This is a genomic window from Oricola indica (assembly GCF_019966595.1).
In the GTDB taxonomy this organism is placed as follows: Bacteria; Pseudomonadota; Alphaproteobacteria; order Rhizobiales; family Rhizobiaceae; genus Oricola; species Oricola indica.
Map to the genome: position 1 here is coordinate 463,271 of NZ_JAINFJ010000001.1, position 15,711 is coordinate 478,981.

At 64.1% G+C, this 15,711-nt stretch carries 14 protein-coding genes; 7 read left to right on the forward strand and 7 right to left on the reverse strand.

Going from position 1 to position 15,711, the window contains the following annotated elements; translation table 11 throughout:
• The first annotated feature begins 31 nt into the window (after positions 1-31).
• The 4 genes from LC343_RS02220 (at position 32) to LC343_RS02235 (ending at position 4,375) form a co-directional block, all read left to right on the forward strand.
• Positions 32-535 carry a TRAP transporter small permease subunit gene (locus LC343_RS02220; RefSeq protein WP_223475456.1) on the forward strand — a complete coding sequence of 168 codons (504 nt, stop codon included), beginning with the start codon at positions 32-34 and terminating at the stop codon, positions 533-535.
• Positions 532-2,076 carry a TRAP transporter large permease gene (locus LC343_RS02225; protein WP_223475457.1) on the forward strand — a complete coding sequence of 515 codons (1,545 nt, stop codon included), beginning with the start codon at positions 532-534 and terminating at the stop codon, positions 2,074-2,076. Before LC343_RS02220 ends, LC343_RS02225 begins: the two co-directional genes overlap by 4 nt.
• Before the next feature lie 28 nt (positions 2,077-2,104).
• On the forward strand, positions 2,105-3,169 hold the full coding sequence (locus LC343_RS02230) for a TRAP transporter substrate-binding protein (RefSeq protein WP_223475458.1): 1,065 nt from the start codon (positions 2,105-2,107) through the stop codon (positions 3,167-3,169).
• 171 nt (positions 3,170-3,340) lie between these two features.
• Complete coding sequence (locus LC343_RS02235; RefSeq protein WP_223475459.1) at positions 3,341-4,375, forward strand: SDR family oxidoreductase; 1,035 nt, start codon at positions 3,341-3,343, stop codon at positions 4,373-4,375.
• Positions 4,376-4,379: 4 nt separating this feature from the next.
• Here the strand turns inward: LC343_RS02235 and bmt are convergent, their stop codons facing one another.
• Positions 4,380-5,393 (reverse strand): betaine--homocysteine S-methyltransferase, encoded by a 1,014-nt coding sequence (gene bmt, locus LC343_RS02240; protein WP_238484113.1) that lies wholly within the window; start codon positions 5,391-5,393, stop codon positions 4,380-4,382.
• 92 nt (positions 5,394-5,485) lie between these two features.
• Positions 5,486-6,223 carry a DUF930 domain-containing protein gene (locus LC343_RS02245; protein ID WP_223475461.1) on the reverse strand — a complete coding sequence of 246 codons (738 nt, stop codon included), beginning with the start codon at positions 6,221-6,223 and terminating at the stop codon, positions 5,486-5,488.
• Positions 6,224-6,478: 255 nt separating this feature from the next.
• Here LC343_RS02245 and LC343_RS02250 point away from each other — a divergent pair, with 255 nt between their 5' ends.
• Positions 6,479-7,783, forward strand: coding sequence for a phenylacetate--CoA ligase family protein (locus tag LC343_RS02250; protein WP_223475462.1), 1,305 nt, complete (start codon positions 6,479-6,481; stop codon positions 7,781-7,783).
• Positions 7,784-7,790: 7 nt separating this feature from the next.
• Here the strand turns inward: LC343_RS02250 and LC343_RS02255 are convergent, their stop codons facing one another.
• From LC343_RS02255 to LC343_RS02275, 5 genes are all read right to left on the reverse strand, one after another.
• A complete protein-coding gene (locus tag LC343_RS02255) occupies positions 7,791-8,687 on the reverse strand; it encodes a hypothetical protein (protein WP_223475463.1) in 897 nt (298 codons plus the stop codon).
• 154 nt (positions 8,688-8,841) lie between these two features.
• The gene (locus LC343_RS02260; protein ID WP_223475464.1) at positions 8,842-9,522 is read right to left on the reverse strand and encodes a dienelactone hydrolase family protein; all 681 of its coding nucleotides are present in this window, start codon (positions 9,520-9,522) and stop codon (positions 8,842-8,844) included.
• A gap of 69 nt (positions 9,523-9,591) precedes the next feature.
• A complete protein-coding gene (locus LC343_RS02265) occupies positions 9,592-10,266 on the reverse strand; it encodes a class I SAM-dependent methyltransferase (protein WP_223475465.1) in 675 nt (224 codons plus the stop codon).
• Between the two features lie 16 nt (positions 10,267-10,282).
• Positions 10,283-11,506, reverse strand: coding sequence for a BtaA family protein (locus tag LC343_RS02270; RefSeq protein ID WP_223475466.1), 1,224 nt, complete (start codon positions 11,504-11,506; stop codon positions 10,283-10,285).
• 26 nt (positions 11,507-11,532) lie between these two features.
• A complete protein-coding gene (locus tag LC343_RS02275; protein ID WP_428982505.1) occupies positions 11,533-12,381 on the reverse strand; it encodes a UDP-2,3-diacylglucosamine diphosphatase in 849 nt (282 codons plus the stop codon).
• Positions 12,382-12,574: 193 nt separating this feature from the next.
• On the opposite strand from LC343_RS02275, the gene LC343_RS02280 reads away from it, so the two are divergent.
• Both LC343_RS02280 and LC343_RS02285 read left to right on the forward strand, forming a co-directional pair.
• A complete protein-coding gene (locus LC343_RS02280; RefSeq protein ID WP_223475467.1) occupies positions 12,575-15,301 on the forward strand; it encodes a cation-transporting P-type ATPase in 2,727 nt (908 codons plus the stop codon).
• Positions 15,273-15,701 (forward strand): DUF1801 domain-containing protein, encoded by a 429-nt coding sequence (locus tag LC343_RS02285; RefSeq protein ID WP_223475468.1) that lies wholly within the window; start codon positions 15,273-15,275, stop codon positions 15,699-15,701. The genes LC343_RS02280 and LC343_RS02285 overlap by 29 nt, the downstream gene beginning before the upstream one ends.
• Positions 15,702-15,711: the final 10 nt, after the last annotated feature.

Consider the following 15,711-nt stretch of genomic DNA (forward strand, 5'->3'; position numbering starts at 1 on the left):
GAGTTCGCCGGTCTTTTCCAACGGGCTCTCGATGCGGCAGCGTTTCCTCGCCTTGTGTTCCATACTCGACACCGTCGCCAGCGTCGTCTGCGGGCTGGCAGCGATCGTGCTGGTTTCCGCCGTACTGGCGATCGTAGTGCTGCGCTACGGCTTTGGCACCGGCTTCATCGAACTTCAGGAACTGGCGGGCTACGCCTTCGCCGTGCTGCTGGTGTTCTCCGTGCCGGTCTGCCTCGCCCGCGACGGCCATGTCCGCGTCGAGATCGTCTCCGAGGCGCTCGGCGACCGCTATGTCGCCTGGGCGGATCGTGTCGCGCTCGTGCTTTTCCTGATCCCCGCATTCGGGCTGATCGTCTGGGCCTACTGGCCGGAACTCGCTTATAGCTGGCAGATCCGCGAGGGATCGATCGAAACCGGCGGCCTCGGCGGGCTGTTCCTCGTCAAGACGGCTTTGCCGGTCGCCGCGACGCTGACCATTCTCCAGGGCATCGCCGCCGTGCTGCGCCCGCGCCCGGCCAGGGAACTGCTCGGGTGACGGCGCACGAGATCTTTCTCGCCCTGATGGTCCTCGGCCTGTTCGCGGGGATCCTTAGCGGCATTCCGGCGATGCTGGCCATCGCGGGCGTCCCGCTGGTGACCGCCGTGATCGGCCACCTTTTCGGCGCGTTCGATCTCGGCTTCCTGTCCTTCTTCCCGGCGCGCGTCTGGGGCATCATGTCGAACAACCTGCTGATGGCGGTGCCGCTTTTCGTCCTGATGGGCGTCCTGCTCGAACGCGCCCGCCTCGCCGAGGACATGCTGGGCGTCCTCGCGCGCATGATGGGTGGCAGCACGCGCGGCATGGGCCTGTCCGTCCTGTTCTTCTCGGCCATGATCGCGGCGGCGACGGGGATCATCGGGGCGACCGTCGTCATGCTGGTGCTGGTCGGCCTCAAGCCGATGCTCGACGCCGGCATCTCGAAACGCCAGGCAAGCGGGCTGATCTGCGCGTCGGGCACGCTTGGCCAGATCATACCGCCCTCGATCCTGCTCGTGTTGCTTGGCGACCAGATCGGCAACACCTATCTGGAAGCCCAGCAGAAAGCGGGCAATTTCGCGCCGCAGCCGGTCTCCGTCGGCGACCTGTTCGCGGGCGCCTTGATCCCGGGCCTCGTCCTGGTCGGGCTTTACGCGCTCTATCTCTTCTTTGCGCTGCGCCCGCGCGCCGATGCGCCGCCGCGCCCGCAAGCCGAACGCGTTTCCCGCGCCGAGATCGCCACCACCTTCCTGCCGCCGATGCTGCTGATCCTCGCCGTCCTCGGATCGATCCTCGGCGGCATCGCAACCGCCACCGAAGCCGCCGGCCTCGGCGCAATCGGCGCCATGCTGCTGGCCGCCTTCAAGGCCGCGCCGCACCGCGCGGAACGGATTCTGATTGTGGCGACGGGCCTAGCCGCCTTCGCGCTCGTCGCGCTTCAGGTCGCGGGGCTCGGCCGCAATACCGGTAACGGCTTCGCGGGGCTGTTCGCCGTCGCCGCAGGCGGACTGATCGCCATCGGCACGCTGGCCGCCGCAGTCCGGCTGTGGCGCAAGGACACGCTCCGCTCGGCGCTGATGGAAACCATCAAGATTTCCGGCATGGTGTTCGGCATCGTCATCGCGGCTTCGCTTCTGTCGCTGGTCTTCCGCGGCTTCGGCGGCGATCACCTTGTTACCGAACTGATCGGCCACCTGCCCGGCGGCCATTTCGCGGCGCTCGCGATCATCATGCTGCTGGTCTTCTTCCTCGGCTTCATTTTGGAAGCCGTCGAGATCATCTATGTCGTGGTGCCCCTTCTCGGACCGGCCGTGCTCGGAACCGATATTTCGCCCGTCTGGTTCGGCGTTCTGATGGCGATGAACCTGCAGACATCCTTCCTGACGCCACCCTTCGGCTTCGCGCTGTTTTACTTCCGCTCCGCCGCGCCGCGCAGCATCACCACGGTCGATATCTACCGTGGCGTCATCCCATTCGTGATCCTGCAATTGATCGCGCTCGCCATCCTTGCGGCGTTTCCGGAGCTTGCCACATGGCTGCCGCATGTGATCTTTGGCTAGAAAATCCAACCAACCTCAGGGAGGCATCATGAAACGCAGAACATTCCTGACCAGCGGCGCAGGCATCGCCGCGGCATCCACGCTCGCGGCCCCCGCCATCGCGCAGGGCAAGGTCCAGTGGAACATGGCTTCGGCCTTTCCCAAGGCGGCGCCGGGCGTCGGAACCAACGTCACGCGCTTCGCGGAACTCGTCGGCCAGATGTCCGACGGCCGCCTGGAACTGACCGTCTACGGCGCCGGCGAACTCGTGCCGCCCTTCGGCGTCGAAGATGCCGTGCAGCAGGGCAACGTGCCGGTCGGCCATGGCCCGACCTACTACGCCGCCGGCAAGAACCCCGCGCTGCACTGGTATACCGGCGTGCCATTCGGCATGACCTCGAACGAGCAGTTCGCCTGGATCAAGTGGGGCGGCGGCCAGGAAATCTGGAACGACATCTACGCCCAGCGCAACCTCACGCCGTTTTATTGCGGCAACTCCAACACCCAGTCCGGCGGCTGGTTCAAGAATCGCATCGAAAGCCTCGACGATCTCAAGGGGCTGAACATGCGCATCGCAGGACTCGGTGGCGAGATGCTGCGCAAGCTCGGCGTCAACGCCGTTCTGATGCCGCCGACGGAGATCTTCCAGGCCCTGCAGTCCGGCACGATCGACGCCGCAGAATGGGTCGGCCCGATGCTCGACCAGGCTTTCGGCCTGCAGAAGATCACGAACCTTTGCTACGTGCCGGCCTATGCCGAGCCGGGCGCCGGCGTCGCGGTCGTCTTCAACTCCGATGCCTGGGCCGAACTGCCGGCCGATCTCCAGGCAATCTGCGAAGCGGCGTCCTACGCAGCAGCGCTCGAGATGCATGCCCAGTTCGACTACTTCAACGCCCAGGCGATGCAGCAATTGAAGGACGGCGGCGTCGAATTCCTGAACTTCCCCGAAGAAGTGGTCACCGCGATGCGCGGCGCATGGGAGGAAGTCAAGGAAGAGCTCAAGGGCCAGAACGCCGACGTGGCGACCGTGGTGGAAAGCTACGACGCCTTCCTCGGCCAGGCCATCGCCTACAGCGCGGCGATGACCGAACCGATGCTCGCCGGCCGCGCCTGACCGCGCCGACAACGCGAAACAACGTCCTCCCGGCCTGCCGGGAGGACGCTTTCGTTTATACGCGCAAAGCCTTCCACTCCCCGTCCGGATCGATGAAAGGCAATCATTCCTCTGGACATTGAAGGGACCGACCCTATCTATCTTGACAACGTCAAGCAGGAGGAGAGCAACATGCCGGACAAGAAGACAGTCCTTCTGACCGGAGCTTCAGGTTTCATCGCCAAGCATATCGCGCTGCAATTGCTCGAGGCGGGATACACGGTGCGCGGCTCGCTGCGCTCGATGAACCGCGCCGGTGAAGTCACGGACGCGGTCCGTCCGCATCTGACCGACCCGGCCGGACTGGACGAGCGGCTGACCTTCGTCGAACTCGATCTCCTTTCCGACAAGGGATGGGACGAGGCACTGCAAGGCGTCGATACGCTGGTGCACACCGCATCCCCCTTTCCCATCAGCCAGCCCCGCGACGAAAACGACCTGATCCGCCCCGCCGTCGACGGAACGCTGCGCGCCCTGCGCGCCGCGAAGGCCGCCGGCGTGAACCGCGTGATCCTCACATCCTCGATCGTATCCGTTTTGGAACAGGACGGCGTGCCTGACGGCAAGCTTTTCGACGAAAGCGACTGGTCGGATGTCGAGAGCCCCTCCATCTCGGCCTATTCGAAATCGAAAACGCTTGCCGAACGGGCCGCCTGGGACTTCGTGCGCGACGAGGCGCCGGAGATTCAACTGACGGTCATCAATCCCGGCATGGTCCTTGGCCCGCCCCTCGACCGGCATTTCGGGTCTTCACTCGGCCTGCTGCAGCGGCTCGTCGGATCGAAGGACCCGGCGCTCCCCAACATCGGACTCCTGTGTGTCGATGTCCGTGACATCGCGGCCATGCATGTCCGCGCGATCGGCAAGGAGGACAGCATCGGCCATCGATTTATCGGCTCGGCCGGCTTTCTCTGGATGCCGGAAATCGCGGAAGTCGTCGCGGCACAATTCCCCGACCGCAAGATCGTCACCCGGCGCGCGCCGAACTGGCTGGTTCGCCTGCTCGGCCTGTTCGACAATGAGATAAAAGCCGCCGTGCCGTTGCTCGGCCGCAAGCGCTTCGTCGACAATGCGCGGGCAAAAGAAGTCCTCGGTATGGAGTTCATTCCCGCCGACGAGGCGGTTCGCGCGGGCGCGGCCTACCTAGTCGAAAACGATCTGGTTTGAGCCGTCAGCCGCGCCGGCGGCCGCCCCGACGCTCCCTGCGCGGCGCATCCGCGCCTTCGCTCGCCGACTTGTTCTTCAGCGGCCCGATCTTCGCCACGACCTCGTCGAGCGTCGGCCGCGCGCCTTGTTGGTGTTGGTCCAGCGCCACGCGCATCGCCTTGAGATGGTCGCATGACGTGCCGCAACAGCCACCGATGATCTTCGCGCCCGCATCGATGGCCAGATGCACGTAATCCGCCATCAGTTCCGGCGTGCCGGAATAGACGATCTTCTCGCCCTGAAACTGCGGGATGCCGCAATTGCCCTTCACGATCAGCGTGGCCTCCGGATTGGCTTCGCTCATGTCGAGCAGCGAGGACAGGATATCCGGCGCGCCGACGCCGCAATTCGCACCGAGCGCGACCGGCTGTTCCGGTTCGGTCGCCGTGACGCCGAAAATGTCCTTCGGCGAAAGGCCCATCATGGTCTTGCCGGCGGTGTCGAAGGAGCCGGTGAAGGTGTAGGGCATGCCGGCCGCGATCGCGCCTTCCGCCGCCGCACGGATTTCGTCGGGCGAGGACATGGTCTCGATCCATGCGACATCCGCGCCGCCATCCTTCAGACCCACGATCTGCTCGCGGAACGCTTCCACCGCATCCTCGAATGTGAGCGAACCGAGCGGCACCAGCAATTCGCCCGTCGGTCCGACGGACCCGGCGACGATGACCTTGCGTCCGGCCTTGTCGGCCACGCCACGCGCAAGCTCCGCCGCTTTCCTGTTCAGTTCGTAGACCCGGTCCTGCGCGTCATGCAGCTTCAGCCGGTAACGCGTGCCGCCAAAGGAGTTGGTCAGGATGATATCCGAGCCGGCATCGACGAAGCCCTGATGCAGGTCGCGGATCTTTTCCGGCTGGTCCGTGTTCCAGAGTTCCGGCGCCTCGCCCGCCGCGAGCCCCATGTCGAAGAGATTGGTCCCCATCGCGCCATCGGCGAGAAGCGCGCCCTTTTCGGCGATGAGATCGGAAAGCGGATTGGACATGAAAGCCACCTTTGCTAGAACACATAACGATATAAAGAACCCGTTATATGTATGCAATGCCGAATTGTTGCCGGACCGGGATCGCGATGTTGTCAGTGCTTGTCGAGGTCGTCGCCGGACACGAGATTGTGGCTCTCCCATTTCTCCTCGGGAATCTCCTCGCCAAGCTGGAAGGCGAAGGCCGCAACCTCTTCGAGATCGGGCGTGACGGTGCATTCGAAGGCGAGGTTGAACCAGTGGCCGCCATTGCGCACCGCCGCGCCGGGAGCCTTGGCCGCCGCCGCGCCAACGCGCACATCGTCCATCGCATAGGAGACGATCAGGTCCGGCCTGAAGGTGTCGTCCAGCGCGGCGACCTGCTCCAGCGCCTCGATATTGCACAATTGCAGCAAGCGCTCGTCGGACTGCATCATCGGCAGCGCGGCTTTCGCCTCCGCGCTTCGCGGGTCATTCAGCGCCTTCGCGGACAGGAACCGCTTCGCGACATACATGCCGTCTTCCCTTAGGGCGAGCCCAGCTGGCAGAGCCCGCTCGGGAACCGGGGGCGGCGCGGCGCTGTCCGGCTGCAGCCAGTCCGGCGCGGGTAGGTCTGGCGGACCGGAGGGAACGGCCATGGCGGGCTCCGGCAAGACCGGGACCGGCGGCGCGAGAGCGGCCTCGAAATCGCGCGCATCGATCATCTCGACATCGACGCGGCGTTCCGGCGCCTTGCGGATCGCTTGCGGCTGCATCAGCAAAACCGCCACCGCGAGCAGCGCCACATGCAAAGCAATGGAGAGCACAATCGCGCGCCGCGGAGACCCTGCCCGCGCAGGCTGGTCGATACGCATAGACAACTCGGCCGCCCCAGGCGCCAAGCCGTCATTCGCCTTCGCCGGAAGCGCGCCATCACCGCTGCAGCCATCCACCATGAAATGAGGATTGAAACAGCGCGACGGCGGAAACAAGGCAGGTTTTGACGCCCGGCCAATTGGCCGCATAGCGCTGGCTTCGGCGCGCCAGATTGGCTACGATTCCCTGTTAGTCTCAACTGCCGACCGCACATGTCCGATCCCACGCCGCCAGACCCGAAGCCGCAACCAAGCATGATCAGCCGGCAGGCCGCGCGGTTCCTGCAACGGCTGCGCGATCTTGAAAGACGCCCGTTGCGGCAACTGGTCGGGTTCCAGGCTCGTCGCGTGGAGGAACTGGTGCGCCACGCGCGCCGCAACGTGCCCTTCTACGCAAACCGTTTCGATGCTGCCTTCGACGCCGAGGACCATCTGGATCTTTCGCGTTGGCTCGACGTGCCGATTCTCGATCGCGCCACGGCACAGGCGAATTCCGAGGCGCTCAAGGCCAGGGAAACGCCGGCCGATGCAGGGACAGCCAGACCCGACAGAACGACCGGCTCCAGCGGCACGCCGTTCTTCTTCGAGAAGAGCCAGGCAACGCAGGTCGCCGATGCCGCCCACGCGATGCGCCTGTTCCAGGATCACGGCCTGGATACAGACGGCCGTCTCTGCGACATGCGGATCGACTATCTCGGCGTCGCCGCCTATCCGGAAGGCAGGTCGCTGCCCGACTGGTCCTACGGGCTCGGCTCCGGCGACTATGCGATGCTCGACATCAACACGCCGCTCGCCGACCAGGTCGAGTGGTTGGTCAGGCGCCAGCCGCGTAACCTTTTCACCTGGGCGACCAATGCGCGCGAGATCGCACTGGAACTGGAACGGATCGGCGAGACATTGCCGCTGACCGGCCTCATGACGAGCGCCGAGCGCTGCACGCCGGGCGTGAGAGCGGATTGTGCGCGGGTTTTCGGTGTCGAGCCGGTGGATTTCCTCAGTTCGCGCGAGATCGGCATCGTGCTTTTCGCCTGCAACGAGGCGCCGGTCTATCACCTTGCCGCCGAGAGCGCATTCATCGAGGTCATTGCCGACGACGGACGGCCCGCGCGCGCCGGAGAGACCGGCCAGATCGTGGCCACGGGTTTCTTCAATTTCCACATGCCGCTGATCCGTTACGCGACCGGCGATTATATCACGCTGAGCGAGCAACCCTGCGCCTGCGGTCGGTCGCTTCCGGCGGTCAGCGCCATCGACGGCCGCGCGCGCAACCGCTTCACCCGGTCGAACGGTGACAAGCTGTTTCCGAAGCTGCCGGAGAGCGAACTCGACGCTCGGTTCGGGCCGGGCCGGTGGCAGGTCGTTCAAACCGGTATCGGGGCGATCGAGGTGCATGTCGAGACCGAGGACGCTGGTCAAACGCCGGCGGAAGACGCGAGTCTTGCTCCGCTCATCTCCGAATCCCTCGGCGAGACAGTCGAAGTAAAAATCCGCTCAAAAGAAAAACGGCCGGACAAGTCCGGCCGCCGAAAACACGAGCAATTCAGAAGCGAATGCCTCTGACGCTTGGCTATTCTATTGGTCCTTCCTTCCCTTTCTCCATGAAGTCGCCGCTACAGGGATAGCCGTAGAAAGCTCCATCATCGTAGGCGGGGATCTCGTCGCCTTCATCATCCAGGCAGGAAATCACGCTGCCCAGATCGTCGCGGAAGTCCGGATCATCCTCGCGGTGACGGCGGATGAGGCTCTTGGAGTCGCCGAAATACATCTTGAAGCCGCCGAAGATCGACTGGTAGCCGTTCTCGCCGAAATCAGCCTCGGCATAGACCGCGTAGCCCGCCGACGGCGTCGAACGGAACTGATACTCGGCACCCGTCGTCAGCATGTGCCCGACTTCCGGCGCGTAGTGGTGACCGATCTTCAGCTTCAGGTCTTCCATCGCGTAGAAAGACAATTCCGCATAGGAGAAGAGTTCGTTGTCGACGTCGCCGAATTCGGAGCCGATCAGGCCCGACAGGGTCACGTTGCCGGCATAATATTCGCCCTCGATACCGACACGATAGGCATCGACGCCGTTCCAGTGCGTCCAGCTTGCATAGCCGCCGAACAACGCGACGTCCGGGTCGCGCCAGAACAGGTGAGCCGCACCATGGCCGAACACGCTGCCGTCATAACTGCCAACCGCGCCGTCAAGCTGCAGTCCGTAGGAATAGGCGATCGGAATCGACACCGCGCCGCGCACCTTGAACACCGTCTCGATGTCGCCGCTGCTAAAGGGGATCCCGCCAAGATTATAGCCGGGCTCGGCGCCACCGCCGGAAACATCCAGTTTCCAGTTCACCTTGGAGACCGCCGGATCGGCCGAAGCCTCGCCCGGTGCAAACGCGATTGCGCCTGTAACGCCAACCAAAGCGGCGAGTGTTGCGGTCAATGCCGTGCTGCCTAAGAGATGGCGACGCGATGCCATGACAAATCCCCTCTGATGATACGAACCGTCTCGGAATCCTACCCCTACGTAACGTCACCCGCAAGAAACCGGATAGCAACGAACCGGGGCACCGGCGAGTTTTGCCGCGCCTTCGGCAAAAAAGTCACACATACCGCATGACGCAACGGAACCATTACTGCGAATGCGGCTGGATATTCTCTTCGAGGAAATCCATCGTACGGCCCCAGGCCAGCTTTGCGGCATCCGGATGGTAGCTTGCTCGCTCGTCGCAATTGAAGCCGTGGCCCGCGCCTTCATAGACGAAGATTTCGCAGTCCGGGCGTTTTTCGTGGACCGTGTCCACATTGCTCATCGGGATGCCCTGGTCCTCGGAGCCGTAATGCAATTGCACCGGGCAGCGCGGCGCTTCGTCGGCGAAATCGGCGATCCGCCCGCCGTAGAAACCGACAGCCGCCGAAAAACCGTCCAGCCGGGCAGCGGCAAGATAGGCCAGCGATCCGCCGAGACAGAAACCGACAATGCCCGTCTCGCCCGCCCCGGCAAGCGCGACCCGCGCCGCCTCGATATCGAGAAGGAATGCGTCCCAGTCGGGAGATTTCAGGAAGCCGCGCGCGCGCTCGACCTCCTCGGGCGAATAGCCGGATTCGAAATCACGCTCGACACGGTCGAAAAGCGCCGGGGCGATTGCCGCATAGCCCGCCTCGGCGAGGCGGTCGCAAACCGACCGGATATGCGAATTGACGCCGAAAATCTCCTGGATGACGACTATCCCGCCAAGCGGCACGCTCGCGGGATCGGCGCGATAGGCGCCCAGTTCGAATTCATCGGACGCTGTCAGGGTGATGGACGGCATGTTTCTTCCTCGCTTACGGCTCGCCGATGTCCTGATAGGGCAAGCTGGCGGTCCGGTCCAGCAGCAAGCTCAGGCCGGCAGCCGGATCACGCCGTAGCGGGCATAGTCGCGATGAAGGGATTCGAAGTCGAGCGTACCGCCGCACGCGACGGTTGCTTCGCGCAACACCTGCTCCAGGTCGCCGCGCGGTTCGACATGGAACTTTGACAGCCAGGCGACGAGCGCTGCACGGAACCAATGGGGCAACCGGTCTTGTCCGCCGAAGTCGACCACGTGAAGGCTTCCGCCGGGCGCCAGATGCGCCAGGGCCTCCGAAACCGCCGCCCGCCATGGCGGAATCATCGACAGCGCATAAGAGATGAAAACGCGGTCGAAGGAGGCGATGCCGAACATCGCTCGCGGATCGAAATCGGTCGCGTCGCCCTGCGCCAGAACAATGCGCTCGACGAGACCCGCCTTCTCGATATTGCGGCGCGCCTGCTTGAGCATTTCCGCCGAAATATCAAAGCCGTAGAATCGCGCATTCGGATATCGCTTCGCAGCGACGATCAGGTTGCGGCCCGTGCCGCAGGCCGATTCCAGAACCGTCACTCCCTCGCCCGCGTCGAGATCGTCGAGAAGCCGGTCGCGGCCGAGCAGATAGTATTTGCGCGTCAAGTCGTAGACATGGCGTTGTCGGCGATAGATCGCATCCATCAGTCCGCCATGCGTCTGCGACGGAGTCTCCACTTGCACGTTCCGCATCGCTTGCGCCATCCGCCTAGCCGTCGAGCGTATAGAGATGGAAACCGCCGTAAATGGCGGAGCGGTCTACGCGCGTCCATGCGGCGGATTGCTCCGCATGGTAGGTCCAGCGACCGAGAACCCGGTCGTCGACACGGCCCGGCAGGATGGTCGGAAGACCGGCGGTACGGAAAATCACGCGTGCGCCCGGCGCCGCCGTGCGGGTGATCTGCGACCACAGATCGTTCAACTGCCGATCCGTCATCCAGTCGACCGCGTCGAGCAGCGAGTAGCCGTGTTTCGAGCCCGCCGGCATTTCTGCGAGGAGATCGATCAGCGAGCGGTTCTCGATCGTCGCGCGCTCGGCATGCTGCTTCAGCGCGGCGAAATTCCCGGCTTTCAGATAGGGCGGCACCGGCCCGTTCTCGCCATAGGCGCGGTTGACCGCCTGCCAGGCGAAATAGTTTTCGGATAGCGGGAAGTCGCAGAACAGCGACCGCGTCCGTTCCTTCAACACGGCCAGCATGTCCCCGCCGGCAGCCCCGGCAAGCGCATCATATTGCTGCGGCGGAATGCCGAGGCCGATCAGCGTCGCCTTGTTCCCGGCGAGCCACTTGACGACCCGCGTGTCGAACACCGGCGCCAGATTGGCCTCGAACCAGGCCGTCTGCTCTTCCATCGACCGGCATTGCAGGTAGGTGCGCAGATCGACACCCGAGAGCCGCGCCAGCACATGCGCCATGCCGATGAACCGCCCGAGCATGCCATACTGGTAAAAGCCGCGCTCGAACATGTCGATGCGACGGCCGGCAAGACCGCGCCGCGCATTCCAGTAGTCGACTGTCGCCGTGTCGCAGAGCGGCGCCACAAGCCGGTCGAACAATTCCGCATTGCCCTTCCGGTCGGCATGGCCGAACAGCGAGTAGAACTGGCCATGATCCGGTAGCGCCCGCGCAGCGGCCAGCTTCATGCGATTGAGGGCGACATGCGCCGGCGACAGGTCGACCGCCGTGATCGACGCCGGCCCGGCGGTCAGGTAGCTCATCAAATTGCAGCCACCCGACGCGATGCAGACGAGATGATGGTCAGGCTGGATGTCCAGCGCCGCCATATCCACCTCCGGATCCTCCCAGATCTGTGGGTAGACGAGGCCGTTGAAGGCATTGGAAAAAATGCGTTCCAGAAGTCCCGTCTTCGACAGGGCCGCGTTCTGGTGAACGGCAGCGCCGAGTTGTTCTTTGACGGTCAGCGCGTCGCTCATCGTGTCTTGCTTTCCTGTTGGGACACTTAGGCCGCGGTTTTTTGCGGCTTGGCCTTTTCCGCCGGTGCCGGCAATGCGGTTTGCAGTTTCGGCCGGCTGCGCTCGCGCACGGTCGCAGACCAGTCGACCAGCCGCAGCGTGCCGTCGAAATCCTCGGTGATCGCCGTGCAGCTTTCGACCCAGTCGCCGGTATTGACGTAGCGGATGCCATTCATCTCGGTTAGCGCGGCATGGTGGATGTGGCCGCAAACCACGCCGTCGACGCCGGATTTCGCCGCCTCTGCGACGAGGATCGACTCATAGGCTCCGATGAAATTGACCGCCTGCTTGACGCGCAGCTTGGCCCATTTGGAAAGCGACCAGTACTGCCCGCCCCAGAGTCTGCGCAGCCAGTTGAACCAGAAGTTCACCGCCAGCGCGACCGTATAGGCCGCGTCACCGACATGGGCGAGCCATCTGGCGTTGACGACGACCATATCGAACTGGTCGCCATGGATGATGAGCAGCTTCTTGCCGTCGGCGGTCTCGTGAATATCGCGGTCCCTGACCTCGATGCCGCCGAAATGCGTGCCGAGATAATGCCGCATGATCTCGTCGTGATTGCCCGGCACATAGATGATCTCGGCGCCCTTGCGCGCCTTGCGCAGAAGCTTCTGCACCACGTCATTATGCGCCTGCGGCCAGTACCAGCCGCGCTTCAGCCGCCAGCCGTCGAAGATGTCACCGACTAGGTAGATCCGCTCGGCATCATACTCGCGCAGGAAATCGAGCAGCATGTCAGCCCGGCATCCACGCGTGCCGAGATGGATATCGGACAGAAAGAGAGTGCGGAATCGCTTTTCCTGGACCATGTCGTCGGGCTCGTGCGTCTGCATGAAATCCCAATTCCAGAGTCGCGTGTCAGGCATGTGACAGCCGGGTCGCAAGCCTGTGCTGTCTGGTCGCAGAAGACGCCCTGTTTCGCACGCACGCCCGCCACGATATGACTTTAAGCATGACCGACGCGCCGCTTCGGGTGACGGCAACGGCCCGGGCGGGTAATCTTCGACCCCAAAGCGGAGACGCCACGTGACGACGACAGACTGCCATGCGGCCGACATCGATGCCTGCCTGGAGACGCTCGAGTCATCGGCAGGCGGGCTGGAGTCCGCCGAGGCCGCCGCTCGCCTGGAAACGCACGGCCCCAATCGCCTGCCTCAACCGCCGAGACAGAACGTGGTGCTGCGTTTCCTCGCCCACTTCCACAACATCCTGATCTACGTGCTGATCGGCTCTGCCGTCATCACCATGGCGATGCAGCACTTCGTGGACATGGCGGTGATCCTCGCGGTCGTGATCGCCAATGCGGTGATCGGCTTCATCCAGGAAGGCCGGGCCGAGAAGGCGATGGAGTCCATACGCGGCATGCTCGCGCCGCACGCCGCCGTTCTGCGCGACGGCGAGCGCAAGAGCATACCGGCCGAAGAACTCGTGCCGGGCGACATTGTGCTGCTGGAAGCCGGCGACAAGGTGCCTGCCGACCTGCGGCTGATACGCGCCAGCGGCCTGCAGATCCAGGAGGCGATTCTCACAGGCGAATCCGTTCCCTCGGACAAGTCCACCGCTCCCGTCGCGCAGGACGCGGCGCTCGGCGATCGCTCCTCGATGGCCTATAGCGGCACGATGGTGACCGCGGGTCAGGGGCGCGGCCTCGTGGTCTCGACCGGCGCCGCGACGGAGATCGGCCGTATCAGCAGCCTGCTCGCCACGGTGGAGGTTCTGACGACACCGCTGGTGCGCCAGATGAACGTCTTCGCCAAATGGCTGACGCTCCTGATCCTGCTGATCGCCGCCGTCCTGCTCGCCTTCGGCTATTTCGTCGAGCATTACGAATTCACCGAGATGTTCATGGCCGTGGTCGGCCTGTCGGTCGCAGCCATCCCGGAAGGCCTGCCTGCCGTGCTGACGATCACGCTCGCCGTCGGCGTCCAGGCGATGGCCCGGCGCAATGCCATCGTGCGCAGGCTTCCGGCGATCGAGACGCTCGGCTCCGTATCCGTCATTTGCACGGACAAGACCGGCACGCTGACCCGCAACGAGATGATGGTCGCCTCCGTCGCGGTGACCGGCCACTTCTTCTCCTTCGACGGCAGCGGCTACGACCCTGAAGGATCAGTCTGGCTCGCTGACAACCGCGTCAACGGGCGCGACCACCTGCACCTCGCCGAACTGGCCCGCGCCGCCGCCTCCTGCAACGACGCGTCCCTGCACAGCCGCGAGGGATTCTGGACCGTCGAGGGCGATCCGATGGAGGGTGCCCTGCTGGCGCTCGCCGGCAAGGTGGGTGTCGATGTCCGCAGGGAGCTGTCGGCACGCACCCGCACCGACCAGATACCCTTCGATTCTCGCCACAAATTCATGGCGACCCTGCACCACGATCATCCCGGCCATGCCGACATATTTGTCAAGGGCGCGCCGGAACAGGTGCTTGCCATGTGCGCCGAACAGCGCGGCGCATCGGGGAACGGAGAAGCACTCGACGAGGCTTACTGGACCGAAACCGCCGACAACATGGCCGTACAGGGCCAGCGGGTTCTCGCAATCGCGACGCGGGAGGTCGAACGGGAACAGACCGCCGTCGGCTTCGCCGATGTCGAAGGAGGCCTCGTCCTTGTCGGTCTGGTCGGCCTGATCGACCCGCCACGCACGGAATCGATCGAGGCCGTGGCCGAATGCCGGCGAGCGGGAATCCGGGTCAAGATGATCACCGGCGACCATGCAGGAACGGCCGCGGCGATCGGAAGGCTGATCGGCCTCGAAAACCCCGACGATGTTCTGACCGGCCGACAACTGGATGAAATGGACGATGCGGAACTCGCCGCTGCGGTTTCCTCCGTGGATATCTTCGCGCGCACCACGCCCGAGCACAAATTGCGACTCGTCATGGCGCTTCAATCCAAGGGCATCACGGTCGCGATGACGGGAGATGGCGTCAACGACGCACCGGCACTGAAACGCGCCGATGCGGGCATCGCCATGGGCCGCAAGGGCAGTGAAGCCGCCAAGGAAGCGGCCGAACTGGTGCTCGCCGACGACAATTTCGCCTCCATCGTGGCCGCCGTGCGCGAGGGCCGAACTGTCTACGACAACATCAAGAAGGTGATCAGCTGGACCCTGCCGACCAATGCCGGCGAAGCGATCACCATCGTCGTCGCCCTGCTGTTCGGCATGACGCTGCCGATCACGCCTGTCCAAATTCTCTGGGTCAACCTTATCACGGCGATCACGCTCGGCATGGCGCTCGCCTTCGAGCCGACGGAGGAGAACACGATGCGCCGGCCACCGCGCCCGCGCGACGAACCGCTGCTGACCGGCCAGATGGCATGGCAGATCGTGCTGGTCTCGGGACTGTTCTTCGCCGGCGTCTTCGGCATCTATGCCTATGCGATCGACCGGGGCCACTCGATCGAACTGGCCCGCACCATGGCGCTCAACACGCTGGTGGTGATGGAAATCGCCTATCTGTTCTTCATCCGCAACATCTACGGGACCTCGCTCACGTGGCAGGCCGTGAAAGGCACGCGCTTCGTCTGGGGCACCGTGGTCACCGTCACCGCCGCCCAGTTCGCGATGACCTATCTGGGCCCGTTGCAACGCATCTTCGCGACGGAGGCAGTGCCGTTCTTCGACGGGGTCCTCGTTGTCGGGATCGGCGTGCTATTGTTCGCCATCATCGAGGTGGAGAAACAGCTTCGGCTAAGCATCGCCGGGAGGGCCCGAGCCCACAATGACGGAAAACAAGACCAAACCGACTGACGCAAGCGCCGCGGATTTTCTCGCCGCGGTCGAACCGGCCCGCAAACGCGACGATGCGTTGGCGCTCGATCGTCTGTTCCGGCGCGTCACCGGCTGGCAGCCCCGCCTCTGGGGACCGTCGATGATTGGATATGGCGCATATCACTATGTCTATGACAGCGGGAGGGAGGGCGATTTCCTCGCCACCGGCTTCAGCCCGCGCAAGACGAGCCTCGTCGTCTACATCATGCCCGGTTACGCAGATTTCGGCGACATCCTCGCCCGCCTCGGCAAGCACAAGCTCGGCAAATCATGCCTGTATTTCAACAAGCTGGCCGACATCGATGAATCGGTTCTCGAGGAGTTGATCCGCGCCGGTCTCGACGACCTCGCGTCACGGTGGCCGGTCAGCCCGTCATAAACCGGCCGCC

Bases quoted from the DNA above. Each gene is read 5' to 3' on its own strand.
- LC343_RS02220 (WP_223475456.1), top strand. From the start codon at position 32: ATGCGGCAGCGTTTCCTCGCCTTGTGTTCCATACTCGACACCGTCGCC.
- LC343_RS02230 (WP_223475458.1), top strand. From the start codon at position 2,105: ATGAAACGCAGAACATTCCTGACCAGCGGCGCAGGCATCGCCGCGGCA.
- LC343_RS02235 (WP_223475459.1), top strand. From the start codon at position 3,341: ATGCCGGACAAGAAGACAGTCCTTCTGACCGGAGCTTCAGGTTTCATC.
- bmt (WP_238484113.1), bottom strand. From the start codon at position 5,393: ATGTCCAATCCGCTTTCCGATCTCATCGCCGAAAAGGGCGCGCTTCTC.
- LC343_RS02245 (WP_223475461.1), bottom strand. From the start codon at position 6,223: ATGCGTATCGACCAGCCTGCGCGGGCAGGGTCTCCGCGGCGCGCGATT.
- LC343_RS02250 (WP_223475462.1), top strand. From the start codon at position 6,479: ATGATCAGCCGGCAGGCCGCGCGGTTCCTGCAACGGCTGCGCGATCTT.
- LC343_RS02255 (WP_223475463.1), bottom strand. From the start codon at position 8,687: ATGGCATCGCGTCGCCATCTCTTAGGCAGCACGGCATTGACCGCAACA.
- LC343_RS02260 (WP_223475464.1), bottom strand. From the start codon at position 9,522: ATGCCGTCCATCACCCTGACAGCGTCCGATGAATTCGAACTGGGCGCC.
- LC343_RS02265 (WP_223475465.1), bottom strand. From the start codon at position 10,266: ATGCGGAACGTGCAAGTGGAGACTCCGTCGCAGACGCATGGCGGACTG.
- LC343_RS02270 (WP_223475466.1), bottom strand. From the start codon at position 11,506: ATGAGCGACGCGCTGACCGTCAAAGAACAACTCGGCGCTGCCGTTCAC.
- LC343_RS02275 (WP_428982505.1), bottom strand. From the start codon at position 12,381: ATGCAGACGCACGAGCCCGACGACATGGTCCAGGAAAAGCGATTCCGC.
- LC343_RS02285 (WP_223475468.1), top strand. From the start codon at position 15,273: ATGACGGAAAACAAGACCAAACCGACTGACGCAAGCGCCGCGGATTTT.